The 26,902-nt window shown below is 71.5% G+C and carries 19 protein-coding genes; 5 read left to right on the forward strand and 14 right to left on the reverse strand.

All coding sequences use genetic code 11. The features are described from left to right. Window positions 1–96: 96 nt before the first annotated feature. From ACZ49J_RS26775 to ACZ49J_RS26795, 5 genes are all read right to left on the reverse strand, one after another. Window positions 97–984, reverse strand: a complete 888-nt coding sequence (locus ACZ49J_RS26775) for a FadR/GntR family transcriptional regulator (RefSeq protein ID WP_467451948.1) — start codon at window positions 982–984, stop codon at window positions 97–99. Between the two features lie 181 nt (window positions 985–1,165). Continuing rightward, on the reverse strand, window positions 1,166–2,965 hold the full coding sequence (locus tag ACZ49J_RS26780) for an ABC transporter ATP-binding protein (RefSeq protein WP_467451949.1): 1,800 nt from the start codon (window positions 2,963–2,965) through the stop codon (window positions 1,166–1,168). A 40-nt stretch (window positions 2,966–3,005) separates the two neighbouring features. Continuing rightward, a complete protein-coding gene (locus tag ACZ49J_RS26785; protein ID WP_467451950.1) occupies window positions 3,006–3,764 on the reverse strand; it encodes an NUDIX hydrolase in 759 nt (252 codons plus the stop codon). A 131-nt stretch (window positions 3,765–3,895) separates the two neighbouring features. Then, complete coding sequence (locus ACZ49J_RS26790) at window positions 3,896–6,145, reverse strand: glycogen debranching N-terminal domain-containing protein (RefSeq protein WP_467451951.1); 2,250 nt, start codon at window positions 6,143–6,145, stop codon at window positions 3,896–3,898. Between the two features lie 272 nt (window positions 6,146–6,417). Beyond that, a complete protein-coding gene (locus ACZ49J_RS26795; RefSeq protein WP_467451952.1) occupies window positions 6,418–8,187 on the reverse strand; it encodes a DUF4192 domain-containing protein in 1,770 nt (589 codons plus the stop codon). Between the two features lie 133 nt (window positions 8,188–8,320). Here ACZ49J_RS26795 and ACZ49J_RS26800 point away from each other — a divergent pair, with 133 nt between their 5' ends. Continuing rightward, window positions 8,321–10,501, forward strand: a complete 2,181-nt coding sequence (locus ACZ49J_RS26800) for a RecQ family ATP-dependent DNA helicase (protein ID WP_467451953.1) — start codon at window positions 8,321–8,323, stop codon at window positions 10,499–10,501. Between the two features lie 449 nt (window positions 10,502–10,950). Then, on the forward strand, window positions 10,951–11,586 hold the full coding sequence (locus tag ACZ49J_RS26805) for a hypothetical protein (RefSeq protein WP_467451954.1): 636 nt from the start codon (window positions 10,951–10,953) through the stop codon (window positions 11,584–11,586). Window positions 11,587–12,141: 555 nt separating this feature from the next. Here ACZ49J_RS26805 and ACZ49J_RS26810 read toward each other — a convergent pair. The 3 genes from ACZ49J_RS26810 to ACZ49J_RS26820 form a co-directional block, all read right to left on the reverse strand. After that, window positions 12,142–12,768, reverse strand: coding sequence for a hypothetical protein (locus tag ACZ49J_RS26810; protein ID WP_467451955.1), 627 nt, complete (start codon window positions 12,766–12,768; stop codon window positions 12,142–12,144). Between the two features lie 68 nt (window positions 12,769–12,836). Continuing rightward, window positions 12,837–13,538 carry a ribonuclease HII gene (locus ACZ49J_RS26815; protein WP_467451956.1) on the reverse strand — a complete coding sequence of 234 codons (702 nt, stop codon included), beginning with the start codon at window positions 13,536–13,538 and terminating at the stop codon, window positions 12,837–12,839. A 104-nt stretch (window positions 13,539–13,642) separates the two neighbouring features. Continuing rightward, window positions 13,643–14,266 (reverse strand): TetR/AcrR family transcriptional regulator, encoded by a 624-nt coding sequence (locus ACZ49J_RS26820; RefSeq protein ID WP_467451957.1) that lies wholly within the window; start codon window positions 14,264–14,266, stop codon window positions 13,643–13,645. A 210-nt stretch (window positions 14,267–14,476) separates the two neighbouring features. On the opposite strand from ACZ49J_RS26820, the gene ACZ49J_RS26825 reads away from it, so the two are divergent. Further along, window positions 14,477–16,024, forward strand: a complete 1,548-nt coding sequence (locus tag ACZ49J_RS26825; RefSeq protein WP_467451958.1) for an MFS transporter — start codon at window positions 14,477–14,479, stop codon at window positions 16,022–16,024. A gap of 538 nt (window positions 16,025–16,562) precedes the next feature. Here ACZ49J_RS26825 and ACZ49J_RS26830 read toward each other — a convergent pair. The 4 genes from ACZ49J_RS26830 to ACZ49J_RS26845 all read right to left on the reverse strand — a co-directional run bounded on the left by ACZ49J_RS26830 (window position 16,563) and on the right by ACZ49J_RS26845 (window position 20,926). Continuing rightward, entirely contained in the window at window positions 16,563–18,068 is a 1,506-nt protein-coding gene (locus ACZ49J_RS26830) for a DUF4153 domain-containing protein (protein WP_467451959.1), read from the reverse strand. 451 nt (window positions 18,069–18,519) lie between these two features. Then, window positions 18,520–19,422, reverse strand: a complete 903-nt coding sequence (locus ACZ49J_RS26835) for an ADP-ribosylglycohydrolase family protein (RefSeq protein ID WP_467451960.1) — start codon at window positions 19,420–19,422, stop codon at window positions 18,520–18,522. 12 nt (window positions 19,423–19,434) lie between these two features. Further along, window positions 19,435–20,094: a histidine phosphatase family protein gene (locus ACZ49J_RS26840; RefSeq protein ID WP_467451961.1), complete on the reverse strand. Its 660-nt coding sequence runs from the start codon at window positions 20,092–20,094 to the stop codon at window positions 19,435–19,437. Between the two features lie 226 nt (window positions 20,095–20,320). Beyond that, entirely contained in the window at window positions 20,321–20,926 is a 606-nt protein-coding gene (locus ACZ49J_RS26845) for a YdbC family protein (protein ID WP_467451962.1), read from the reverse strand. 152 nt (window positions 20,927–21,078) lie between these two features. Between ACZ49J_RS26845 and ACZ49J_RS26850 the strand changes: the two genes are divergently transcribed. Then, complete coding sequence (locus tag ACZ49J_RS26850; protein ID WP_467451963.1) at window positions 21,079–21,612, forward strand: TerD family protein; 534 nt, start codon at window positions 21,079–21,081, stop codon at window positions 21,610–21,612. A 108-nt stretch (window positions 21,613–21,720) separates the two neighbouring features. Here ACZ49J_RS26850 and ACZ49J_RS26855 read toward each other — a convergent pair whose 3' ends face one another. Together ACZ49J_RS26855 and nrdR are read right to left on the reverse strand one after the other, a co-directional pair. Continuing rightward, on the reverse strand, window positions 21,721–24,615 hold the full coding sequence (locus ACZ49J_RS26855; RefSeq protein ID WP_467451964.1) for a vitamin B12-dependent ribonucleotide reductase: 2,895 nt from the start codon (window positions 24,613–24,615) through the stop codon (window positions 21,721–21,723). A gap of 178 nt (window positions 24,616–24,793) precedes the next feature. After that, window positions 24,794–25,357 (reverse strand): transcriptional regulator NrdR, encoded by a 564-nt coding sequence (gene nrdR / locus ACZ49J_RS26860; RefSeq protein WP_467451965.1) that lies wholly within the window; start codon window positions 25,355–25,357, stop codon window positions 24,794–24,796. A gap of 549 nt (window positions 25,358–25,906) precedes the next feature. On the opposite strand from nrdR, the gene lexA reads away from it, so the two are divergent. Further along, complete coding sequence (lexA, locus tag ACZ49J_RS26865; RefSeq protein ID WP_131563388.1) at window positions 25,907–26,683, forward strand: transcriptional repressor LexA; 777 nt, start codon at window positions 25,907–25,909, stop codon at window positions 26,681–26,683. Window positions 26,684–26,902 lie beyond the last annotated feature (219 nt).

Below are 26,902 nucleotides of genomic sequence, written 5' to 3' on the forward strand. Positions count from 1 at the left end.
GGGGAGCCGACGGGGGTCCGACGGGGGGCAGGCTCACCGACCGGGCGACACCCGGACGGGACGCGCTCCCGCGCCCCGGCCGCTCCCGGCGGGCGATCAGTGCTCGCGCGGGGAGGGCACGACGCGCTCCACCTCGGGGTGGATGGTGAGCAACTGACGCATCGCCGCCTCGGCGGCCGGGCCGTCTCCGGTGGCGAGCGCCTCGACGATCCGGGCGTGATGGCCGAGGGAGGTCTCGTTGGGGCGGTCACAGCCGGTGACCGGACCTCCGGAGACCTGCAGGGCGGCGGAGACGATGCCGGAGAGGTGCTCGAGCATGCGGTTGCCCGCGACCTGGATGAGCATGGAATGGAACTCGGCGTCCGCGCGCGCGAAGGTCAGGGAGTCGCCCTGCCCCATGGCGTGCCCCATGATCTCGACCATGTCGCCGAGCCGCTGCTGGACCTCGTCGCGTCCGTGCCCGGCGGCCATACGGGCGGCGAGCGGCTCGATCGTCCAGCGCAGCTCGCTCAGCTCACGCCGCTGGTCGTCGCGCTGGGGCCCGAAGGCCCGCCACTCGATGATGTCCGGGTCGAGCAGGTTCCAGTCGCTGACGGGGCGCACACGCGTGCCGACGTTGGGGCGGGCACTGACCAGCCCCTTCGCCTCCAGAACACGGAGCGACTCGCGGACGACGGTTCGGGAGACCTCGAATCGCTGGCCGATCTCCTCGGGGACGAGCGGCCGGTCCGCACCGAGGTCACCGGAAACGATCATCTGACCCAGTTGCTGGACGAGTTGGCCGTGCAGGCCGCGGCCGCGGCTGCCCGCGGTGCGTCGGCCCACACGCCCCAGTTCGGGATCGGCGCTCTCCCAGGCCGGGGCGCCGACGCGCTCCGCACCGGGGGTCTCGGCGTAGGAGTAGCGGTCGAGTCCGCCCGGGCCGGCCAGGCCGGAGTCTGCGGAGCGGGCGGTGGTCATCATGGTGTGCGCAAGGGTACTCACGCATCCTTTGTCGGCGCCGTCCCCAACTCCCTTGAGGTCTTTGGTGAAAAGCACACGAAAGGGTGATCGCTCCCTCCGTCGCAATTGACGCCTTATCGGAAAGAAACGGGCGCTCTTCGAGGAGTTGCGCGCAAGGTGGAACGGGCGGATGCGGACGGTAGCCGGCAGAAGCCTGCCTCCCTCAGCGAACCCGGCCGCGCAGGGTCGTGAGCAGATACGCACCGAGCAGCGCGGTGAGGGACAACAGCAGGGCGCCGCCCACGGGTTGAGCGATCATCCGGGCCGCGACGGTCAGATAGCGCTCTCCGCCGAAGGGCCACTGCAGCAGGGGCAGCTCGTGCAGCCGCGCCGAGAACCCGGCCGCCGTCCGTACGGTCGCCCCCTCCAGGACCTTGTGCACGAGCGGCACGACGAGGACCGGCACGGCGAGCACGGCGGCAAGCCCCGCGGTCGTGGACCGGAAGATGCCGGCGGCCAGCACTCCGGCCCAGGCGCACCCGACGACGAGGCCGATCCAACTGGCGCTGAGCGAAAGCCAGTCGGCGGGAACTTCGGCGAGCTCCTGTCCATAGACGAGATAGAGCACTTCGAGGTCGCAGCCCACAGTGAGGAAGGCCAGGAACAGCGCCGTGCCCGCGGCCACGAGGAGTTTGGCGGCGAGCAGCCCCAGCCGGCGGGGGACGGTCCCGCGATCCGCGGCGAGGGCGGGGTGGCGGAACTCGTCGCCGAAGGCGATCGCGCCGAGAAACCCCGCTCCGAGCGCGGCGGGCGGCAGTGGCAGTTCCTGCGGCCATGCGGCCAGCAGGCGCGGCTGTGGGGTGTGCCCGACGCCCGCGAGGACCACGGAGAGGACAGCGGAGGCGGCCAGTACGGCGGCCACGGTGACGAAGCCGGTGCCGACCCCGGTGGCCCTGCGGAGTTCGTAACGGAGCGGGCGCAGGGGACTCGGGGCCGGACGGACACTGACGGGGGGTGGGAGGGCCGGAAGACCGCCCGGCTCCGGCGACCTCGTCCTGCGTCCCGGCACACGCTCGCCGTCCTCGTCGTCTGCGGTCACGCCGACATCTTCCGTGGTGGAGGAACAACCGCCACCGGCAACCGACGGCGGCCCCATGTCGCCTACCTCGTCGGCGAGTTGATGTACGAGGATGCCGTGCCGGAACGCGGTCTCCCCGACGTCGGCGCAGCTACTGCCGTACACGGAGAGCCGGTTGCCGTCCTCGCGCACGACCTCGACCGAACGGCGTGCGGTCCGGGCCTCCTTGGTGAGCAGGGCCCCCAGGCGGACGGCGTGCGGGCTGCGGACGACGACGCGCGGACGGAGCCGGGTACGGGCGAAGTCGGCCGCTTCCTGGTCGGCGACGAGCCGGCCCGACTCAAGCGTGATGACCCGGTCGGCCGTCTGCGCCGCCTCCTTGGGGTCGCGCGTCGTGAACAGCACGGTGCCGCCCTGAAGGGCGTGGGCGCGCAGAATGCCGTGCAGCCAGCGGCTCTCCTGGACGGACAGTCCGTCGGCGGGGTGGTCGAGCACGAGGGTGTGCGGGTCGGCCAGCAACGCGCACGCCAGTCCCAGGCGGCGGTCCATGCCGCGCGAGAGCGTCCCCAGGCGTTCGTCGCGCAGACCGGCGAGACCCACGACGTCGAGGACTTCGTCGGCACGCTGCACGGACACGCCGACCGCGGCACACAGCATGCGGAGATGCCCGCGGACGGTGCGGGCCGGGTGGCCGGGCACATCACCGAGAAGGGCACCCACCTCGCGCGACGGATGGGCGATGCGATGGAGGGGGCGGCCTCTGAAGTAGGTGATTCCGCGGCCCTGTTGCAGTGCGAGCATGAGCCGCACCGCTGTCGTCTTGCCGGCGCCCGGCGCGCCGAGGAGCACGGTGACGCGGCCGGAGAGTGCCTCGAAGGAGACGTTGTCGACGGCGGGCGGGAGCTCCTTGCGAGGGGTGCTGGTCAGTCCGATGGCCTGGATCACCCACAGCAAGATAGCGCGTTATGTCCGGTTTTCTGTGGTGTCAGACCTCGGGGCGCAGCATCGGCGGGTTGAGGAGCGTGGCACCACCCGCGCGGAAGAGCTGGGCCGGTCGGCCTCCCTGGCGCGTGGTTGTCCCGCCGGCGGGCACCAGGAAGCCGGGGGTGCCCGTCACCTTGCGGTGGAAGTTGCGCGGGTCGAGAGCCACACCCCACACCGCTTCGTAGACGCGGCGCAACTCACCGACGGTGAACTCGGGTGGACAGAAGGCGGTGGCCAGCGAGGAGTACTCGATCTTGGAACGCGCACGCTCCACGCCGTCCGCCAGGATCTGCGCGTGATCGAAGGCGAGCGGCGCCATCGGCTCGCCGTCGCGGCCGTGACCGCCCTGCTGCAGCAGCTCCTCCACGGGTGCCCAACGCGCGATGTTCGCGTCGCCACCGGCCCTGGGTGCGGGCAGGTCCGGAGCGAGTGCGAGGTGCGCGACGCTGACGACCCGCATCCTGGGGTCCCGCTCGGGGTCGCCGTACGTCGCGAGCTGCTCCAGGTGCGCGCCGTTGTCCTGGGCCGGGGCGGCGGGGTCGTGGGCACGCAGCCCGGTCTCCTCCTCCAGCTCGCGCGCGGCGGCCTGGGCCAGGTCCTCGTCCGGCCGTACGAACCCGCCGGGAAGCGCCCACCGCCCCTGGAACGGCTGCTCGCCCCGCCGCACCACCAGCGCACAGAGGGCATGGCGGCGCACGGTCAGCACGACCAGGTCCACGGTGACGGCAAAGGGCGGAAACGCTGACGGGTCGTAGGGCATGCTGTGATCATAGTCGTCTCCCTGACGATAAACACGCCCTTCGTCGACCACCTCCCTCGCTGATCCACTTCTGTCCGCCACGGCTCCTGCCAGTGGCCGCCGTCAGCTGTTCGACCACATCTCGTTCGAGGTCACAACCCCAGCTGCAGCCCGTCGGCCGCCTCCTCGACCATGGCGAGGCCGAGCCTGCTGACGCGTACGGCGAAGGGCGCACCCGCGACCCGCAGCCCTGTCAGGTTGATCTCGCCCAGGGGCGCGCTACGCATCGGCCGCAGCGTGACCGTCCCGGCCGGCGCGTCGGGGCGGATCCCGACGAGGGCGGTCAGAAGCAGCACTCCTGAGGCCGCGGCCGTCGCGGCCGGTCTGCAGGCCGCGGGGTGGGGCAGAGGCGCGCTTCCGGCCGTATGCTGCTCCCCCGCGTACATCTCGGGCAGCCGACGGCCGAACTCCTCCGCGGCAGCCAGCACGCCCCGCAGCAGCGAACCGGCCTCCTTCTCGTAGCCTGCGGCTGCCAGTCCCGCGACCGCGATCGCCGTTTCCTGGACCCGTACGGCTCCGCCCCTGTGGCCGAAGGGGTTGTACGCCGGCTCTTTCACCCCAAGGCTCCGCAGCCCCCATCCGGAGTCCATGGCCGGACCGCCCAGCAGCCGCCCCAGCTGCTCGGTCTGCACCTTGTCGAGCAGGCCCGGGGCCGCCACGCCGGAGCCGAGGAGGCCCGTGTCGAGAAGGTGGGCGGCAGCCGAGCCCAGGAGTGGAAGGGGTCGTCCGTCCCTGGTGCGGGCGGCCGCCGGTCTGCCGCCGCCCCGGTCCTCGACCCAGAAGTCCGCCCGGAACGCGGTCCGCAGCTCCTGGGCCCACTCCCGCAGCTCCTCGCCGCCGGGTCTGCCGTACGCGTCGAGGAGGTCGGCCCCCAGGATCGCGGCGCGGTGGGCGTGCGCCTGGGTCTCGCAGAGCAGCGGCCCGCCGCGCTGCGGGTCGGGCAGGTAGGGGCCGTCGCCCGCGGTGGCCCGCAGCCAGCGCAGGCAGCTTTCGGCGGCGGGCAGCAACTCCTCCGTCTCCTGCTCCGCGAGCCCCCAGCGTCGCGCCTCGGCGAGGAGAGCGGGGAACAGCAGGGTGGCCTCGGTCCCCGTACAGCCCGGCGGCAGGTGCGGGCCCGCGTCCCGTCGCGGCCCGGGGATCATGCCGGACCGCGCCCCCGTGCCCGGGAGCTGGGTGCGGGCCAGGGTGCGGAGCGTGCCTGCGGCAAGGCGGGTGCCCAGGGGAAGCGTCATCCGGGCGGCGGCGAGGGCGTCGGCCGGGGCCAGGCCGCAGCGCCAGGGCGCACCTGCCGCGAGGTGCGTGTCGGCGGGGTGATCGGGGTCGCGCAGCAAGAGGGCCTGGAGGTCCTCGACGCACGTATGAAGAAGTGGCTGGACCCTGGGGTCGTCACCCGTCGCCGCGGCCTGGGCGACAGGGCTCGTCGCGCCACGCCCCACGGGTCGGAGGGGGCCGGCGCCGTCAGGCCGCACGCGCAGCTCCACACCGCGGGAGCCGCCGGGCGGGAGCTCCATGTCCCAGCGCAGCAGTCCGGCGGAGGCCAGCGCGTCCGTGGGCGGAGGCTGCGCGGTGACGGCCGAGCCCCCGCGGGCACAGGACCAGCGCAGACCGGAGTCATGAACCCTGGCGGGCAGTTCGGGCCCCGCTCTGCCGGACGCCACCGCGCCCAGTTCCGCGAGGTCGGTACCGAGGGCGACCTCCACGAGCAGGCGCAGTGGGCGCGAGGCTGTGTTGTGCAAGGTGATCCGCTCCGTGCCGTCCGCGTGCCGGGTGCGCTCGACCACGACGTCGGGGTCCGGTCCGGCGTCCGCGGACACGCACAGTGTCGCCATGAACCGGGCCCGGTCGGCCGCGAGCATCCGCGCCTGCACGGCGAGCGGTTCCCGTCCGGCCACCCGCACCTGGCACCGGGAGAGCACGCGCCGACCGGAACGGTAGAAGCCCTCCAGTCCCTGGCCGGTCAGCTGCCCCTGCTCCGTGGAGATCGCCAGGCCCGGCAGCGCGACGCAGATCAGCGTGGCATGGGCGGGCGGCAGACCTGCGGGAGGGCGCGCGGCCACTGGCGTACCTGACGCCGGGCTCGTCGTACCGCCACGGGGAGCCGTACGCGCTGGGCTCCTGCCCGACGGGGTGGACGCCGGACCGCTGCCCGTACCGACCGGAGCCTGTGGCGGGCTGCCGGCGCTCACGGAGACTCGTGCGGTCGGCGACAGCGGTCGAGTTCCCCGGCCGGAGGATTGAGCGCCCCGGTCCGGGGGCGGAGCCGTTCGGTCCGAGGGCGGAGCGGTTCGACGGAACCGCGGACGGTCGCCGTCGGGGGCGGAGGACGGGGTGAGGAGGGGCATGCGGCGGCTTCTTCTGCGCTCGGCGCTGCGGTGTGCTCGCCGCCAGGCGCGGGGCTCCGGAGGGGCGGGGACGGTGCGGCGGCGCGACCCGGCTCCTGGGGTTCCGCCACTCAGGTGAACGGAGCGGGCCTCCGCCAGGTCACGGCCCGGTTGTGGCAAGGCGGTCACGCCCTTGGGTGGGGAGGCGGGCAGAGGCTGTGGTCCACGCCGGTCTTCGCCGGCCGGGAGAGCTCGGTACGCGTCATGGCCGGCCCCGGACACGGCGCGTGGCATCACGTTTCGGCCGTCCTGCCACAGCCGTCGGCGCCCCGACGGGCCCGCGTGCGACCGCTGGTGCTGTCCGTCACGCGGCCCTGGCCGCCGCCGGCGGGTGCGGTGCCGTCGGCCGGCCGTGGTGGGCGGCGGTCGCCGATGGCCCCGGAAGGTCGCCTGGTGATGCGACTACCGGAGCTGCCCTCGGATCGTGCCCGGCGACGGCGCCGCGGGCCGGTCCCGGCCGTCCGAGTGGCGCATGTGTGGTGCTGCGCCGGTTCCTGCGCGCCGCCCTCGCTCCCCCTTTCCGGGAAGCCGTCGGCGGGGGCCTTCACGGCCTCGTCGCGGTTCTCGCGTTCCGTGCGGAGGCAGCGGCGGATGGACTCCGGGTCGAGGCCCTCGTTGCAGGCCTGGTGGAGAAGACGGGCGAAGAGGTAGTCACGGTCGGCGGCGAGTGCCATGGCCAGGGCTTCCCTTGCCTCCAGTTCGTCACCGGAGGACCAGGCGACCCAGCCGGCGAGCGTGAGCGGGGCCGCGGCGTGCTCGCCGTAGGCGCCGACGCAGCGGCGGGCGAGAGCTCGCCAGAGACGCAGGGCCGGCGCTGCCTCCTCGCCCTCCATCCACTCGGCCGCGCGATCACGGGTCGAGCGGTCCTGGAGGCCGAGAACGAGGGTCGCCACCTCCTGGTGTCCAAGGAGCTCGTCGTCCCGGAGGTCCGCCTGGAGCGTGCCGGGGACCCGCGGCGCGGCTGCGAGGCGGCCCATGAGGCGGCGTGCCAGTTCAAGGGTCTCCTCAGCCAGCGCCGCGCGCCCCTCCGCGTCGAGGAGGCGAGGGACGATCTCCCTGTTCGCGGCGTCGAGCGCCTCCTCCTGTGGGAGGGCGGCAGCCGTCTCCCAGGGTGTGAGCCGGGCCCTCAGCTCCCGCAGGGTGCCGCGCACCTGAAGGCCGGCGTACGTCGCGGCGGCGGCCAGGACCGAGGTACCGGGGAGTCCCATCGCCTCGCCCTCCGAGGAACAGCAGCCGTTGCCGGGGCAGCAGTACGACCAGAATCGACCGTCGGAGATGCACAGAGCCTCGACGACGGGCACGTCGAGCCGGCCGCAGGCCCTGCGCAGCAGTTGTGCCAGCGGTCGAAGGCGCTCCATGACCTCACGCGCCGGCTCCCCGCCCGACGGGTCCTGGCAGAGGAAGGCGACCATGCTCTCGGGCCTGACGCCTCGGCGCTCGCTGCCGGTCACGAGCCCATGGGCCAGCTGCTCGGCCACAGCGGGCCAGTCGTCCGGCTGGGCCGGGATGCCGAGGCGAGCCCGGCCGCCGAAGCGTCCCCGGCCGTCCCGGTCGTGGAGTGCGACGAGCACGATGCTGTCCTCGGGCCGGTACCCGAGCAGGTAGGGAAGGGCATCTGCCAGTTCGGCCGGGGTGCGCAGCGTGACCTGGTGTTCCGCGCACGGACTGGCGGATGCCCGGTGTGCCGCGTGCACCTCGGCTTCGTCGTGTCCTGGGAATGGGGAGGTGTCCTCGTGCCCCGCCTGCTGAGAGGGCTGCTCGTGGCTCGTGACGGTGGAAGGGCGGTCGGAGCGTGGCCCGGGTTCCGCGACAGCGTGTGCCCGGCTCCCCGGCCCCTCCGGTCCCCGCTGGGGCCCCGCGAGCCGGTTCGGTGCACTTCCGTCGCGGCCACCACACTCTGGCTGACCGCCGGTGCCGCCGTCACCGCCACTGGTGCCGCTGATGATACCGCCGGCGCTGTCGATGTCGCCGGAGGTCCCGGCTGCTTCGCTGTGGTTCGTCATGCCGTGACCATCCCGCGGATCTCAAGATTCCGCTTTCGTCTGTGGATAAGTCCGACCATGACCACGTCAGAAGTTGTCCACAGTCCGGCCGCCTCGTTCGCGCGATGTCCGAGGCATCGGGTTGCATGGAGCCATGACCCACGAAGACCTGCCCACCGCGGACGGCCCAGACCTCCGTACCGCCGCCGATGCCGTACTGGCCCGCCTCGTCGGTGCCCCGGCCGGTGCGGCCCGGCTGCGCGAGGACCAGTGGCGCGCCATCGAGGCCCTGGTCGCCGACAAGCGCAGAGCCCTGGTCGTGCAGCGCACCGGCTGGGGCAAGTCCGCCGTGTACTTCGTCGCGACGGCGTTGCTGCGGGCGAGGGGTGCGGGCCCCACCGTCATCGTCTCCCCGCTCCTCGCGCTCATGCGCAACCAGGTCGACGCGGCGGCCCGCGCCGGCATCCACGCGAGGACGATCAACTCGTCCAACACGGAGGAGTGGGACACGATCCAGCACGAGGTGGCCGCCGGGGAGGTCGACGTCCTCCTGGTGAGCCCGGAGCGGCTCAACAACCCCGACTTCCGCGACCAGGTGCTGCCCAAGCTGGCCGCGGCGACCGGTCTACTGGTGGTCGACGAGGCACACTGCATCTCGGACTGGGGGCATGACTTCCGGCCGGACTACCGCCGGCTGCGCACCATGCTCGCCGACCTGCCGCCCGGTGTGCCCGTGCTCGCCACCACCGCCACGGCGAACGCACGCGTGACGGCCGACGTCGCCGAGCAGCTCGGCACCGGCGGCGGCAGCGACGCGCTCGTCCTGCGGGGGCCGCTCGACCGGGAGAGCCTCAGCCTCGGCGTGCTTCAACTGCCCGATGCCGCCCACCGGATGGCCTGGCTCGCCGAGCACCTTGACGAGCTCCCGGGCTCCGGCATCATCTACACGCTCACCGTGGCCGCCGCCGAGGAGGTCACCGCGTTCCTCCGTCAGTGCGGGCACCCGGTCGCGTCGTACACCGGCAAGACGGAGAACGCGGACCGCAGGCAGGCCGAGGAGGACCTGCTCGCCAACCGCGTCAAGGCACTGGTCGCCACGTCGGCACTGGGCATGGGCTTCGACAAACCCGATCTCGGTTTCGTGCTGCACCTGGGGTCGCCGTCGTCACCCATCGCCTACTACCAGCAGGTCGGACGTGCGGGCCGTGGCGTCGCACACGCCGAGGTGCTGCTTCTGCCCGGCAAGGAGGACCAGGCGATCTGGGAGTACTTCGCCTCGATCGCGTTCCCGCCGGAGGAACAGGTGCTCCGCACGCTGGACGTCCTCGCCCGCGCGGAGCGGCCACTGTCACTGCCCGCCCTGGAGCCACTGGTCGAGCTGCGCAGGTCACGCCTCGAGACGATGCTCAAGGTCCTCGACGTGGACGGCGCTGTACGGCGCGTCCAGGGAGGCTGGGTCTCCACGGGTGCCCCCTGGACGTACGACGGCGAGCGCTACGCGTGGGTCGCCAAGCAGCGTGCCGCCGAACAGCAGGCCATGCGTGACTACGTCACGACGACGGGCTGCCGCATGGAGTTCCTGCGCCGCCAGCTGGATGACGAGGGCGCCGCGCCGTGCGGGCGCTGCGACAGGTGCGCGCAGCCGAGGTTCTCGGACTCCGTGTCGCCGGCCGCGCTGGCGGCGGCGCGCGGTGAACTCGAACGCGCGGGCGTCGAGGTCGAGCCCCGCAAGATGTGGCCGACGGGTCTGCCCGCGGTGGGCGTCGACCTCAAGGGACGTATCCCGGCCGGTGAACAGTCCGCTCCCGGCCGGGCGCTGGGGCGGCTCTCGGACATCGGCTGGGGCAACCGGCTGCGGCCGATGCTCGCACCTCAGGCCCCCGACGGACCGGTGCCCGAAGATGTGGCGAAGGCCGTGGTGGGCGTGCTGTCCGACTGGGCGAAGGGACCCGGCGGCTGGGCCTCGGGACAGCCGGACGCCCCGCCGCGCCCCGCGGGCGTCGTCACCATGGCCTCGCGCACCCGACCGCGGCTCATCCAGTCCCTGGCCGCGCGGATCGCCGAGGTCGGGCGGCTGCCGCTGCTGGGGTCCGTGGAGTACACCGGTGATGTCTCCCCGCTCTCCCGCAGCAACAGCGCGCAGCGGCTGAAGGCGCTCGATGGCGCGCTCTCGGTGCCGCCGGGCCTCGCCGCCGCGCTCAAGGAGGCGGGCGGCCCCGTGCTGCTCGTCGACGACGCCACCGAAACGGGCTGGACCATCGCGGTCGCCGCACGCATGCTTCGACGGGCCGGTGCGCAGGGGGTGATGCCGCTGGTTCTCGCGGTGCGGGGATGAGCCGATGAGCCCGGAAACGCAGCCGCACGTCCTCCGCTTGGCCACCAAGCGGTGGTACGCGACCGGCTCTCGTGGCCGATCACCGGGGCACTCGCCGCCCGTCGCATCGCAGTACGCCGCCCGTCGCATCGCAGTACGCCCCCCGTCGCACTCGAGCGCTGTCAGCCGTCGCCGACCCACCCCTTCCCAGGCCCTTCGCGTCACGTCGCGCGTCGTCGGGGGCGTGAGACGGCAATCGTCACGCTCGACCCACAGGGCGGGGATATAAGCGACGGATCGCCAGAAAACGGCCAGGGGCCCCAATTGCTCGTTGCCGCAACCAAGTTCGACAGGAAGAATTGAAGTCCGCTCCCCGCACGGCTCCCCGTTGTCCGGTAGGGCTCTGCTGCGGCGTGCGCTCCCCAGTCCGACCCCGCCCGCAGTGTGGGCGCGTAGCCGAAGGGAGGACCGTGACCTTCGGATTCGCACCGTCCTCGGCGGCGAACATGTCGACGTCAGCCGACCTGTCCGCCGCTTCCACCAACCCCCTGACCCGCATGCTCGAACCCGCGGAGTGGGCCGCCGCCGGTATCCCGCTGTTGCGCAATCCCCGGGAGGTCGTCAGCGGACTGCACGCGCGGCACCAGCCCCGGCCCGCCACCGCGGTCGTGGCCGTCCTGGATCCGGACGAACGGCTGCGGGCGAGCGCCTCGTTCACCCGGCGGTCGGCCCCGGCCGACGGCTGGATGTTCCGCAACGCGCTGCTCTCGCAGCTGCGCCGGGTCATCCCGCACGATCTGCGGCGCCGTGCGCCCGTGCGCACGGCCGTGCTGCTGTACTGCCGCGACGGGGACGCACGGTGGACGGAGGAGGACGGCGCGTGGATGTGGGGGCTGCGGGACGCGTGCACGCTGCACGGGCTGCGCTGCGGGGCGTACATCACGCTGACGCGTGACGGCTGGCAGGTTCTCGGCGAGGGCCGGGGAGGACGTCGCCCGCACGCGAACTCCCCCGCGGAGCCCTTCGCCACGGCCGAGGCACCACCCCCGCTGCCACGCACCGGGGGCGTCGCGTCGGAGGTGCTGCGCCGGGCAGCGGCCCGCTGAGCCTCGCGGGGCCCAGGCCCCGCGACAACCGGTGTGATCAGGCAGCAGGTCGTATGGACCCGCGTCACCCGTGGACCGGCAGCACGTATGGGCCGACAGCACACCTGAACCACGTATGGGCCGACAGCACACCTGAACCACGGAAGCGCACGCGTGCACGGCCACCAAAGGAAGCCGGCGCACGGGCCGCAGAGGGTGTACATCGCCCCGTCGACGCGCAGGCGCGTTCCCCAGGCACACGGTCATCCGCGCACACCCGCGTGCCGGACGGACGGTTGACCGCACCACCCTCATGCATGACCCCCGCGCGCCCACGACAGGCAGGCGGGGGCTCCTCACCCCTCACCGGGCCGGCCCGGGACACGCGCCCAGACAACCGCGCCTCCCGGATGCCCCCCGGGAACAGCCCTCGGCCGAACCGTCCAAGCCCCAAGCCCGGACGCAGGAGCGCAGGGCGACACCCGGAACGGCTCAGCGCCTGGTTCCGGGCGCGCGAAAGCGACCAGGCGCCTGACAGACGGGCGTCCGATCAGCCCCTCGCGGATGCGAGGCCGCTCAGACTCCCGCGCCCAGGACCGAGTTGATGCGCTGGGGGTCACCGCAGACGATGAGCAGCGCCCCGGCGCGGGCGAGCGCCAGCGGGAGCGCCTGCCCGGCGACCGCGTCGGTACCGCCGTTGACGGCGACCACGACCACGGGACGAGCCTTGGCCCGCTGGGCCACGGCGGCGTCCGCGTAGAACACGTCGTCGCCGGCGTCGTGCTGGGCCCAGTAGGAGGCCTCACCGAAGGACAGCTCATGGGCGGCCCACGGATGCGGCTCGCCGGTGGTGATCACCAGCACCTCACCGGGGGCACGACCCGACTCAAGGAGCAGGTCGACGGCTTCCTCGGCGGCGTCCAGCGCGCCGTCCACCGAGGCCGGGATGAGCTGGATCTGTGGGGTGGCAGGGGTCGCGGCGGCGGCCGGAGCGGGTGGCCCCGACTTGGCCGTGGCAGCGTCGCGCGGCGCGCGTTGGGCCGGCATGGGCCTGATGGGCCCCGGACGGCCGGGACGCGCCGGAGCCGCGGGACGGAGACCGGGTACAGGACGGGGGGTCGGCGCGACGCGGCCGCTGGCCGGAGTGGCGCGCGGACCCTGGGCACTCTCGTGAATCTGAGGCTCCTCGGGAATGAGAGGCATGAGTTGATGTTTATCAAACGCCGGTGCGACTCGCGTCGGCGGGTGGCACATGAGTGCGAACGAAACCGTCAGAAATCGAAGCCGAGCTGACCCTCGATTTCCGGAACGCTTCCATCCGCCCAGCTGCGGACCTTCTTGAGGTGCCGCCACTGGGGCAGCGCATCAAGATACGCCCACGACAGCCGGTGGTGCGGGGTGGGGCCCCGCTCCTCCAGCGCGGCCTTGTGCACAGGTGATGGATACCCGGCGTTGGCCGCAAAACCGAAGTCTGCATGGTCGATACCCAGTTCGGCCATCATTTTGTCGCGCTGAACCTTGGCTATCACCGAGGCCGCCGCGACAGCCACGCACGACTGGTCGCCCTTGATGACGGTACGCACGCGCCAGGGGGTACCCAGGTAGTCGTGCTTCCCGTCGAGGATGACCGCGTCGGGCCGGACCGGCAGGGCCTCCAGGGCCCGTACGGCGGCAAGGCGCAGCGCGGCCGTCATACCCAGGTCGTCGATCTCCTCCGGAGAGGCGTGCCCGAGGGCGTACGACGTCACCCACGTCCGCAGTTCCTCCGCGAGCGCGGTGCGCTTCTTGATCGTGAGGAGCTTGGAGTCGGTGAGGCCCTCGGGCGGTCGACGCAGGCCCGTGACCGCCGCGCAGACGGTGACGGGACCAGCCCAGGCGCCCCGCCCCACCTCGTCGACACCGGCAATGATCTTCGCTCCGGTCGTGGCGCGGAGGGAGCGCTCGACGGTGTGAGTAGGCGGTTCGTACGGCATGGCGCTCTTAGCGTACGCCGCCGGGAACCCCGCGCGACACCCAGGTTTCCCCCGGCCCCCTCGGAGGCCGCGCAGACCTCGGTCCGACGCCCTTCAGAACACGGTCAGGCACCTGCCGGACGCAGCAGCGGAAGCATGAACTGGTCGATCATCTCTTCGATGTCACGCTCGCCCCATTCACTCGCGCACACCTTGGACCGGTACATCATCATGGCCGGAATGGCGTCGAAGACATAGCCGTTGGCCGCGTCCGGACGCACCTCGCCGCGCGCGATCCCGCGGTTGATGACCTCGCGAAGGAGCTTGACGGTCGGCTCCACAACCCCTTCGACGATTACCCCGTGGAAGCGCTCGACCTGAGCGGTATCGCATTCGTGAATCACAGAGCGCAACGCGAACCCGGGGCGCGAGTACATGGCCTCGCGCGCCTGACGGCACAACTCCAGGAGATCCGCGCGCACGCCACCGAGGTCGGGCGCCTCGTCGAACCTCGGCAGCCCCGCTTGGAGCGCGTCCGCGACGAGGTCCTCCTTGGAGGGCCAGCGGCGGTAGACCGCGGCCTTGCCCGTCTGGGCGCCCGCGGCGACACCCTCCATGGTGAGGCCGCTCCAGCCGACCGTACTGAGCTGCTCCAGCGCGGCGTCGAGGATCGCGCGCTCGAGTACAGCACCGCGCCGGCGCGGGGAGGCCGTCGGAGCGGGGGCGGCCGTCCAGTGCGAAGTAGCCATCTGTGAGTCTCCGTTGAGCAGGGTCGGGGAGGAGAGTCCCGGCGGATTTCCGCGGGGACTCCCGGGCGGGGCGAACGGTCAGGGCGAACGGTCAGGTGGCGTCATCCGGCAGTGACTTAAGTGAACGCTTGCGTTCACTAAGGGGGACTCACTACGGTTGACGCGACAGTGAACGCGAGCGTTCACTAACGCATTTATGGGGGACTCATAGTGACAACCTCTCCGTTGATCCAGGATCAGAAGCCAGGAGCCGCCCGCCGGGAGGGGCGTCCGGGCATCGCACTCACCGTCATCGCGGCCTGCCAACTCATGGTGGTACTCGACGCGACGATTGTGAACATCGCGCTCCCGCACATTCAAGACGCGCTTCGGTTCAGCACGACCGACCTGACGTGGGTGGTCAGCGCGTACACCCTGACCTTCGGCGGTCTGCTGCTCCTCGGCGGCCGGGCGGGTGACATCCTCGGCCGGCGCCGGGTCTTCATGACCGGCATCCTGCTCTTCACCTTCGCCTCGCTGCTGGGCGGATTCGCCCAGGAGCCCTGGCAGTTGCTGGCTGCACGGGCCCTCCAGGGCGTCGGCGGCGCGATCGCCTCGCCCACCTCGCTGGCGCTGATCACGACCACGTTCCCCGAAGGTCCGGAACGGAACCGGGCCTTCGGCGTCTTCGCCGCGGTCTCGGCCGGCGGCGGCGCCGTCGGTCTCCTCGCCGGCGGAATGCTGACGGAGTGGCTCGACTGGCGCTGGGTGCTGTTCGTCAACGTGCCGATCGGCGTTCTGATAGCCGTGCTCACGCCGATGTACATAGCCGAGTCGGAGCGGCATCCGGGACGGTTCGACATCGCGGGCGCGCTCACGTCGACGGCCGGTATGGCATCGCTGGTGTACGGCTTCATCCGCGCCTCGGAGGAGGGCTGGCGCGACAGCCTGACCGTCGGCTCCTTCGCGGCCGCGGTGGCTTTGCTGCTGGCCTTCGGCTTCATCGAGACACGGGCGAAGGAGCCGATCACCCCGCTGAGGATGTTCGCCGACCGCAACCGGTCGGGCACATACGTGATCATGCTCAGTCTCGCGGCGGCGATGTTCGGCATGTTCTTCTTCATCGTCCTCTTCGTGCAGAACGTGCTGCAGTACTCGCCGATCGAGGCGGGCCTCGCCTTCCTGCCCGTGACGGTGGCGATCGCCGTGGGCGCCGGCCTGTCGCAGCGTTTCCTGCCGGTCCTCGGGCCCAAGCCGTTCATGGCGGTCGGCTCGACGCTCGTCGTGCTCGGGCTCACCTGGCAGACCTTCATCAACCCCGACAGCTCGTACGTGGGCGGGGTGCTCGGCCCGATGCTGGTGTTCGCCTTCGGCATGGGCCTGAACTTCGTGACGCTGACCCTGACCGCGGTCTCCGGGGTCGCCCAGCACGAGGCGGGCGCGGCGTCCGGTCTGCTCAACGCCACCCAGCAGGTGGGCGGTTCCCTCGGCCTGTCCATTTTGACCACCGTCTTCGGCACGGCCAGCCGGGAGGAGGCGGAGAAGCAGATGCCGGGCTTCCTCGCGGACGGCACGGCCGAGCAGAAGGCCGAGTTCGCCAAGACTCACCAACTGCCGGCGCCTTGGGGCCACGAGGTGCTCGCCCAGGGCATCTCGACGGCGTTCATCCCGGCCGCCGCGATGGCCGTGCTCGCGCTGGCCACCGCCCTATTGGTGATCAAGGTCCGCAAGAGCGACCTGGAGGCCCTGTCCGGCACAGCGGGACCAGCCGGAGGCTGAGGGAACAACCGCGGACGGCCGGGCCGCATCCGGCGAACGACCGCGTCCGGTGGGCGACCACGCGCTCGTGGTCGCCCACCGGGCGGGCCGACCGCGAGGGTGCCGGTACCCGCCCTCCGCGGCACCATGACGCCGGGAGTGGGCCGGTTCACGGCCCCACCGGCTCGCCGCCCACGACCACCTTCACAGCGGCGTCGCCCTCGGAGCGGCGCCCTCGCACGCGGCCACCAGCGCTCCGGCTGTGCACACGGGCCACTGCCGAACCCCACCGCAGCACGAGCGCGCGGAGAGTCCGGCCACGGTCCCGGCTCACGGCCGCCCCTGCGGACATCCACGCCCGCGGACACCACGCCCACCCCGCGGCAGTACGACGCAGCGGACCGACGACGGAGGCCGATCGGGCCCCAGCGGCGCCCCGACGCGCGGCCGGCGTCCCGCCGCCCGCCTGCATCCGCCGCACCCGCACCCCGCCACGCGCCCGCACCCGCACCCGCACCCGCACCCGCACCCGCACCCGCACGCTTACCGAACAACACCTCTACTCGCGATACATGACCTCGGCCCTAAACCGCGCGCACACGGTCGCGGTCGCCTCGTCCGACAGCGGGCGCTCGTCGAGGATCCGTCGCGCCTCCGCCTCGCCCCAACTCGTCGCGTACCAGGGCGTGTCCCGCTCGTCGAGTTCGGCCGCCACAAACCGCAGCGCGCAGGACCGCAGTGGCTCGGCCAGCGTGTCGAGGGCGGGCACGGCGTCCGCGGACAGCCCGCTCGCGTAGTCGAGGTCGAACCGGCCCGTGTCCTCGTACCGCTGGACGTTGCGCTCGGCGATCAGTCCGTCCGGCGAGACGAGCCCGAACGCCAGCACCCCGGCCGCCGCACTGGCGGCCACGGCACGCGGCAGCCAGCGGGCCCCCCACACCCCGGCCGCCATGATGAACACGATGACCAGGCCGAGCCACAGCTCCACACCCAGCACCGAGATCCTCAGCCGCGTCAGTCCGTACGCCTCCACGTACATGTCCATCCGCCGCACAGCGGATGCCACCACAACGAGGGTCAGCGCGCACAGAGTTCCCAGCACGGAGCGCACCAGCGTGCGATCACCCGATCGAGTGCGCGGTGCCCAGCGCAGGGCGAGGACGATGACGAGCAGGGTGAGCAGCGTCGCCAGGAGCAGCTGCCAGAAGCCCTGCCGCGCGTACTCGGCGTACGTCTGGCCGGTCTTCTCGAGCACGGCGTCGTACCCGCCGAACAGGACCGCCAGCTGGATGGCGTTGAACACGGCGAACAGCAGGTTGAGCACGATCAGCGGCAGCGCCCACTCGACCCGCCCCCGAGCACGGCCCTCGGGTACTTCGACCTGGTCCCAGTGAGCGGGTGCGGCGGCCGTGCGTGCCGCGGCCAGCGCCCCGACCAGCCCCAGAGCGAAGAGCAGCACGCGCCACGGTCCGTCGGCCACCGACGTGTCCGGTACCAGGCCGCCGAGCAGGTCCGCGAAGGCGGCGTCCGCCCCCGCGAACAGCGCCCCGAACACCAGCAGCAGCACCGCGGCGACGGCGAGCGCCCGCAGAATCGGGCCCAGCCGCTCGCGCACACCGCCCGAGAGGTTGCGGACCCCCTGCCAGGCCCAGGCCGGGCCGGTGACCACCGCGCTGAACACGCCGATCGGGCCGAGCAGGACAGCGGGCCAGCTGCGGCCCCCGTGCAGCGCGAGGGAACCCGCCGCGAGCGCGGTGACGACGGCCAGGAACGACGGCCAGTCCGCGTCGCGCAGCGCGGGCACGGTCAGCAGCGTCAGGCCGGCGACCGCCCAGACGAGCGTCCACGCGCGTGGGCGACGGCCGGCCCGCTGGGCCGCGAAGTAGGCGGCGAGCGCGGCCGGAAGCGCGACGATCAACAGGTTGACGGCCACTCCGTCGCCGAGCAGCAGCATGCTGAGGACACCTGTGGCCAGGGCTGTCCACAAGGTCGCGGTGCGGACGGGCGCGGGTTCGTCGATCTGGAGGTCGGCCAGCCAGGAAGCCGGGCCGACGGCCGGGGGCACCGCGACGGGAGCCACTCCTGCGCCCGGAGGTCCGCCGGTGGGAGCTGCCCCCGGGGACCCCGCCCGGGCCTTGGATATGCCCTCGGGTTCGTCCGCGGGTGAGGCGCGCCCCCCGGGCGCCTCGTCCCTCGGCTCGGACGCGGACGATGCGGCCGACGACGCAGCGGACGATGGATCGGACACGGGACCCCCTCCCGACCGGCCCTCGTGCGCCCGCCGTACGCAGCGCGCCGCTGCGGCAGAAGGCCCGTGGCCGGTGTCTCTTCGGCGCACGCCGTCATGATCGACAGGCGGCGTGGCGCAAGGGTATGCCGCACCCCCGGCACCACAGCGGGGTGAAAGTCTTCTGTGGCATGCCTGTGACAGTAGGAGGGGCGCCTATGACCTCAGGGGCCAGGGTGGCACCCAGCCGCGGCGTCGGCGGCCCGCGGAACGCGACGACATGCGCCGACTAGAGCACCGGAGCCCAGTCCGGCAGCGCTTCCGTTTGCCTCAGCCACTCCTCGGGAGGTGCCCCCGCCTTGCCGGAGGCGACTACTCCCCCGACGATGGCGCAGTTGGTGTCCACGTCGCCGCCTGCCTGGGCCGTCACCCAGAACGCCTGCTCGTAGTCGCCGAGGGCCCGCGCGGCCGACCACAGCGCGAACGGCACCGTGTCGTGTGCCGACGTGCGCCGGCCGCAGCCGAGGACGGCGGCCACGGTGTTCGCGTCCGCGTAGTCGAGCATGTCGCGGGCGCGCCGCAGTCCCGCGCCGACGGCGCTCCTGGGTGTGAGTGCGATGACGCCGTCGAGGAGCGCTTCGGCGCTCGGCGGTCCTGCCGGGTCGGACGCGAGGGCGGCCGCGGCGGCGACGGCCATGGCACCCACGACGGCCTCGCGGTGCTGATGGGTGGGATACGCCGAGATCTCCGCCTGGTGGGTCGCCTGCTCGGGGTCGTCCGCGTACCAGGCACCCAAGGGGGCGATCCGCATCGCCGCGCCGTTGCCCCAGGAGCCCTGGCCCTTGAAGAGCGACGACGCCAGCTCCCGCCAGTCGCCGCCCTCCCTGACCAGCCGCAGCAGCCGGCCCACCGCCGGGCCGTAGCCGCGGTCGAAGTCGTGGTGCTCGGCGAACGAGCGGGCCAGCTCGTCCTGGTCGATCCTGCGGTGGGCGGCGAGGATCGCCACCACGGAGCAGGCCATCTCCGTGTCGTCGGTCCACTGCCAGGGGCCGGCCGGGGTCTCGCGGCGTTTGAGCAGCGGATAGTTCACGGGCACGAAGTACTGCGAGCCCAGTGCGTCCCCCACCGAGAGTCCGCGCAGGCTGCTCAGGGCGCGCCGCAGGCGCACGTCGGGTGAGGAGTCAGCGATCATCGCCCTGCCACTCTAACCGGTGACTCCGTACGATTCCGGGTCACGCCAGCGTTCGAACGGCCGGTCAAGCGTGTACTTGCCGTCCTCCCCGAGAACGAGCATCCGCATCTCCGCGTTCCCGGGATTGGACAGCGACTCGAACTCCGCGACCGACCAGTGGAACCAGCGCATGCAGAACAGCCGCATGGCCAGACCGTGGGTCACCAGGAGCACGTTCGGGGGGTGGTCGGGGTCCTCGAAGCTGCGGAACAGGCTCTCCAGGAAGCCGCCGACCCGGTCGTACACGTCGGCCCCGGACTCACCCTGCGCGAAGCGGTAGAAGAAGTGCCCGTAGGCGTCGCGGTACGCCTTCTGGAGCTGTACGTCGTCGCGGTCCTGCCAGTTCCCCCAGTCCTGCTCGCGCAGCCGTGGCTCCTCGCGGACGCGCACCAGCCCGGGGTCGAGGTGGAAGGCCCGGAACGTCTCGTGGGTGCGGCGGTAGGGGGAGACGTACACGCTGACGCGCTCCTGGCCGAACACCTCCCGGAGCCGCTTGCCGGTTTCCTCGGCCTGCCGCCAGCCGAGCTCGGTGAGCGCCAGGGCATGGTCGGGCTCACGTTCGTACACGGTGTCGTCGGCGTTGCCCGTTGACTCGCCGTGCCGGACAAGGACGATGCGCCGTGGTCGTGCCATGCCAAAACCCTAGATCGAGTGACGGCCCGTCGAGCACCGGTACAGGCTGTATACGGTGTAGGTCACACAGGTCCTGCACACCGAGGGTCACGTTTTGAGCCCTCCGGTTCCTTTTTGACGCATTCGGGTCTCAGACAGTCCAGCCGGGTCTCAGACAGTCCAGCCGGGTCTCAGACAGTCCAGCCGGCTCTCAGACAGCCCAGCCGTTCACACCGTCCAGCCGGTCTCACACCGTCCAGACGGGCTCCAGGTCCACGATGTCACCCGCGAGTGCCGCGACGTCGGCTTCGATCTGGGCGCGCAGGGCGAGCCGCTCGACGCGCTCGGTCCGGTACTTTCCGTGCTCGGCGGCCGACTGCCACATGGAGAGGATCAGGAACTCGTGGCCCGGCGCCTCCCCGAACAGACCCCGCACCATGCCGGGCGAGCCCGCCATCGCCGGGTTCCAGACCTTCTCCTGCATCAGCGCGAAGTGCTCCGCGCGCTCCTCGTGGACGCGACAGTGCGCCACCCTCACCAGGTCGGCGTCCGTGAAACGGGGCTCGAAGCCGGTCTTCACATCGAAACGGTGGTCGAAGAGCCTGACCTGGGGGTCCTTGAAGGTGCCGGACTGTGAGGCGGCCAGCCGGTCGTGGGAACGCGCCATGAACGAGTCGTAGAAGGCACGGCTCTCCCAGAACGAGAAGATGTGGGCCACGCCGGGCCGCGCACGGCTCCAGCCACCACCCTGCCCACGGAAACCCGGCTCCCCCAGAAGCCCCGCCCACTTTCGCTGCCCCCGTTCGAAACCGCGGCGGTCCACCACGGTGCAGCGAATCCACTTGACCAGCACCGCGCCATCGTAAGGCCACGGAACGTGGCGTCGGTCACGCTCCGGGAGAGTGCACCCGAGCGAGCGCCCCCGCGCGCGTGGGAGGATGGGCAACTGACCTGGACTGTCCGGCAGTTCGGGTGGAAGGCCCAGGAAGCGGGGAGGGAGATCTGGTGAACGGCCTCAACAAGGGCATCCGCAAGGTCGAGGTGGCGGTGAAGTGGGATCCCAGTCCCTCGGGCCAGACGCCCACGGACCTCGACCTCGTCGCGGCGACCTATCTGGCCACCGAGCCGCACGGAGACCCCGACTACGTGGTGCACTTCGACAGCCGCTCCCCCGACGGCACCATCAGTCTCGACCGCGACAGCAAGACCGGTCAGGGCTTCGGCTGGGACGAGGTCATGATCGTCGAACTGGGCCGGCTCGACAGGCGCTACGCGCGCGTGGTGGTCGGTGTGGCCATACAGCAGCGGACCGGCCGGAAGACCTTCGCGGACGCGCACAACCCCGCGCTGCGCGTCCGTGAGGGCTACACCGTCCTGGCCGAGGACGACTTCGGCGGCGTCCTCGGGGCCACGGCGGCAACGGTCGCGGAGTTCGTGCGCGACGACTCCGGAGAGTGGTCGTTCCAGCCGGGCGTCCGCGGCTACGACGAGGACCCGGCGTCCTTCGCCCGCGCCATGGGCCGGCGGCACGAGTCCTGACCCGCTCGGCACACACCAACGCGCACATCAACGCCGAGGGCGGTGGAGACGGGCATCCGGCTCCACCGCCCTGGCGAACGACCGACGCGCCTCAGCGGGCGCCCGGGCTCAGCTGCAGCCGCTGGTCGAGCCGCAGCCCTCGCAGATGTAGCAGGAACCGGCCCGCTGCATCTTCGTGCCGCAGGAGAAGCAGAGCGGGGCGTCCGCCTGGATGCCCAGCTGCATCTCCACGAGTTCGGCGCTGGTGTGGGCCTGCTGCGGGGCGGGCTTGGCCGCCTCGATGCCCGCCCTGGGGGTGGCGATGGCCTTCAGCTCCTGCGCGCGGGGCGCCGACTGTGCCAGGCCCTCGACGTCGACGTCGTCCTCGTTCGGCTCGTAGGAGCCCGTCTCCAGGTGACGCTGGCGCTCCTCGGCGGAGTGGATGCCGAGCGCGGAGCGGGTCTCGAACGGCAGGAAGTCGAGCGCCAGTCGGCGGAAGATGTAGTCGACGATCGACTGCGCCATCCGCACGTCCGGGTCGTCCGTCATACCGGCCGGCTCGAAGCGCATGTTGGTGAACTTCGAGACGTACGTCTCCAGCGGCACGCCGTACTGCAGGCCGACGGAGACCGCGATGGAGAAGGCGTCCATCATGCCCGCGAGGGTCGAACCCTGCTTGGACATCTTCAGGAAGACCTCGCCCAGGCCGTCGTCCGGGTAGGAGTTGGCCGTCATGTAGCCCTCGGCGCCGCCGACGGTGAAGGACGTGGTGATACCGGGCCGGCCCTTCGGGAGACGCTTGCGGACCGGGCGGTACTCGACGACCTTCTCGACCGTCTCACGGATGGCCGCCTCGGTCTTCTCCGTGATCTCGGCCTTCTCCTTCTCCTTGGTCTTGGCGGAGAGGGGCTGGCCGACCTTGCAGTTGTCGCGGTAGATGGCGAGCGCCTTGACGCCCATCTTCCAGGCCTCGAAGTAGATCTCCTCGACCTCCTCGACGGTCGCCGACTCCGGCATGTTGACCGTCTTGGACAGGGCGCCGGAGATCCACGGCTGGATCGCGGCCATCATGCGGACGTGGCCCATCGGGGAGATGGCGCGCTCGCCCATGGCACAGTCGAAGACCTCGTAGTGCTCGGGCTTGAGGCCCGGGGCGTCGATCACATTGCCGTGGTCGGCGATGTGGGCGACGATCGCCTCGATCTGCTCTTCCTGGTAGCCCAGGCGGCGCAGGGCCTGCGGGACCGTGCCGTTGACGATCTGCATCGAGCCGCCGCCGACCAGCTTCTTGAACTTCACCAGCGCGAGGTCGGGCTCAAGGCCGGTGGTGTCGCAGGACATCGCGAGACCGATGGTGCCGGTCGGGGCGATGACCGAGGCCTGCGAGTTGCGGAAGCCGTTCTTCTCACCGAGGCGGAGCACGTCCTGCCAGGCCTCCGTGGCGGCGGCCCAGACCGGGGTGTCCAGGTCGTCCATGCGGACGGCCTCGGCGTTGGCGTCGGCGTGCTGCTTCATGACCCGCAGGTGGGGCTGCGCGTTGCGGGCGTAGCCGTCGTACGGGCCGACGACCGCGGCGAGTTCGGCGGAACGCTTGTACGACGTGCCGGTCATCAGGGAGGTGATGGCGCCGGCCAGGGCGCGGCCGCCGTCGGAGTCGTACGCGTGGCCGGTCGCCATCAGCAGGGCGCCGAGGTTGGCGTAGCCGATGCCGAGCTGGCGGAAGGCGCGGGTGTTCTCACCGATCTTCTGGGTCGGGAAGTCGGCGAAGCAGATGGAGATGTCCATCGCGGTGATGACGAGCTCGACGACCTTCGCGAAGCGCTCGACGTCGAAGGACTGGTTGCCCTTGCCGTCGTCCTTGAGGAACTTCATCAGGTTCAGCGAGGCGAGGTTGCAGGACGTGTTGTCCAGGTGCATGTACTCGCTGCAGGGGTTCGAGCCGTTGATGCGGCCGGACTCCGGGCACGTGTGCCAGTGGTTGATGGTGTCGTCGTACTGGATGCCGGGGTCGGCGCAGGCCCAGGCGGCCTCGGCCATCTTGCGGAACAGGGCCTTGGCCTCGACCTCTTCGATGACCTCGCCGGTCATCCGCGCGCGCAGACCGAACTTCCCGCCGGACTCGACGGCCTTCATGAACTCGTCGTTCACACGGACCGAGTTGTTGGCGTTCTGGTACTGGACGGAGGTGATGTCCTCGCCGCCCAGGTCCATGTCGAAGCCGGCGTCGCGCAGGGCGCGGATCTTCTCCTCCTCCTTCACCTTGGTCTCGATGAAGTCCTCGATGTCGGGGTGGTCGACGTCGAGGATGACCATCTTGGCGGCGCGGCGGGTGGCGCCGCCCGACTTGATCGTTCCTGCGGAGGCGTCGGCGCCGCGCATGAAGGAGACGGGACCGGAGGCGTTGCCACCGGAGGAGAGGAGCTCCTTGGAGGAGCGGATGCGGGAGAGGTTCAGGCCGGCGCCGGAGCCGCCCTTGAAGATCATGCCCTCTTCCTTGTACCAGTCGAGGATCGACTCCATGGAGTCGTCGACGGCCAGGATGAAGCAGGCGGAGACCTGCTGCGGCTGGGGTGTGCCGACGTTGAACCAGACAGGGCTGTTGAAGCTGAAGATCTGGTGCAGGAGGGCGTACGCCAGTTCGTGCTCGAAGATCTCGGCGTCGGCGGGCGAGGCGAAGTACTTGTAGTCCTCACCGGCCTTCCGGTACGTCTTCACGATGCGGTCGATGAGCTGCTTCAGGCTCACCTCGCGCTGGGGGGTGCCGACGGCACCTCGGAAGTACTTGCTGGTGACGATGTTGACCGCGTTCACCGACCAGAACTCGGGGAACTCGACGCCGCGCTGCTCGAAGTTGACCGAGCCGTCGCGCCAGTTGGTCATGACGACGTCACGGCTCGCCCACTCGACCTCGTCGTACGGGTGCACCCCGGGGCTGGTGTGGATGCGCTCGATACGCAGGCCCTTGCTCGCCTTGGTGCCCTTGGCACGGGAACTCCGTGCCGGACCGCTCGCCGTCTCTGTCATGCCGCCTCCCTGTACGGGCGAAAACGCCCTGAAGTGCCACTTTGTTCCTGTGACACGGTGTTCTGTCGTGCGTCGCGGCGCCGCTCACGCGGCCGTCCGCGACAGGTCCTGGTCGCCGCCGGCGGTCCGGTCCGCCGCCGATCGCCCGGTCCGGATAGTCCGTCCGGGCGGTCCGCCGTCAGCCGGCGGCGCGGGCGGGACGGGGGACGTCTCCGGTCCCCCCGGGCCCGCGCTCGGGTTCCCCACGCTCCTCGACTGCGTCCTTGCAGTCATCGCCGTCACCGGCTGGGCGCTTCCCCTGCTCTTCCCTGAGTTCCTCGATGGCCGCCTCGAAGTCCTCCAGCGAGTCGAACGCCCGGTACACCGAGGCGAATCGCAGGTAGGCGACGAGGTCGAGCTCCTGCAACGGGCCGAGTATGGCCAGCCCCACGTCGTGGGTGGTCAGCTCGGCGCTCCCCGTGGCCCGCACCGCCTCCTCGACCCGCTGGCCCAGCTGGGCGAGCGCGTCCTCGGTGACGGGCCGTCCCTGGCATGCCTTGCGCACACCATTGATGATCTTCGTTCGACTGAAGGGCTCGGTGACGCCCGACCGCTTGACCACCATCAGTGAACAGGTCTCCACCGTCGTGAACCGACGGGAACAGTCCGGGCACTGACGGCGCCTGCGGATCGACGTACCGTCATCGGTCGTACGGGAGTCGACGACGCGGCTGTCGGGGTGCCTGCAGAAAGGGCAATGCATAGAACTTCCAACCCCCTTTCACAGCAGACTCAATAGCCTCACGGGCCACTTGAACCCCCGCGAAGCAGCCCCAAGCATAGGCGATGATCGCGGGCCCGTAGACCCGGGGGACCACAACTTCTGGGCTGTCACCACAATCCAAGCACTACATGTAGGGCTTGGCACGTAAATCCGCCCACGCCGCGCGTGTCGCACACGTCAGGGCATGTGCCGCCGGGCCGTTCCGCCACGGGACGGACGGGGATACGGTGGGCGCCGCACGGGAGGGGGGCCGATGCCCGGTCGACGGGATGCCTGGTGGCAGACTGGCCCACGAAGCGGCAGGGGCCCACAAGGCCATCGCCCCGGAGGCGGACAGTACAGCAACGAGCGCTTCCGCCCGCCCGGAGCGGCGCCGGCCGACACGTCCGGGCATCTGACGCTCGCCATACACCCAGACTTCTGATCGCGTCAGGCAATCCGCGAATTTTCACTCGAACGTGTGTTTGGCGCAACCTTTCGAAAGCAACTACCGTTGTGCTGCACGGGAGACCATCGAGAGGGGCCGACGTGACCACCACCGCAGACAGTGCCGCCATCACTGCCCAGGACCGCTCCCAGGACCGATTCGAGCCGGTGCATGCGATGAACGAAGCCACGAACCACGAGGGACCCAAGAGGTCCCTGCCTGGGCGACCTCCAGGCATCCGGGCCGACAGCTCGGGTCTTACGGACCGGCAGCGCCGGGTCATCGAGGTCATCAGGGACTCCGTGCAGCGGCGTGGCTACCCGCCGTCGATGCGGGAGATCGGCCAGGCGGTCGGCCTCTCCAGCACGTCCTCGGTGGCACACCAGCTGATGGCCCTGGAGCGCAAGGGCTTCCTGCGCCGCGACCCGCACCGCCCGCGCGCGTACGAGGTCCGGGGCTCCGACCAGGCGTCGGCACAGCCCACGGACACGGCGGGCAAGCCGGCCGCGTCGTACGTCCCGCTCGTCGGCCGGATCGCCGCCGGTGGTCCGATCCTCGCCGAGGAGTCGGTGGAGGACGTGTTCCCGCTCCCGAGGCAGCTCGTCGGTGACGGTGAGCTGTTCGTACTCAAGGTCGTCGGTGACTCGATGATCGAGGCCGCCATTTGCGACGGTGACTGGGTGACGGTCCGCCGCCAGCCGGTCGCGGAGAACGGCGACATCGTGGCCGCCATGCTGGACGGCGAGGCCACGGTCAAGCGCTTCAAGCGCGAGGACGGCCACGTCTGGCTCCTCCCGCACAACGCGGCGTACGAGCCGATCCCTGGCGACGACGCGACCATCCTGGGCAAGGTGGTGGCGGTACTGCGGCGCGTGTGACCCCGCAGCGGGCGACGCACCGCCCATGATCCGGGCCCCGGAACCCCTGCGCCGGTTCCGGGGCCCTGCGCTGTCCGGCCCCGCTTACGGCTTCTTCCGCGACCATGGGGGTGGGGGGGTGTGCCCACCCCACCCCGGGGGGGGGAAAGAAAAACCACCCCTCCCCTCCCCCCCCCCCCCCCCGTACCCCCCCCCCCCCCCGGCAACCCCCTGCTCGCG

This window comes from Streptomyces sp. NPDC030840 (assembly GCF_055572015.1).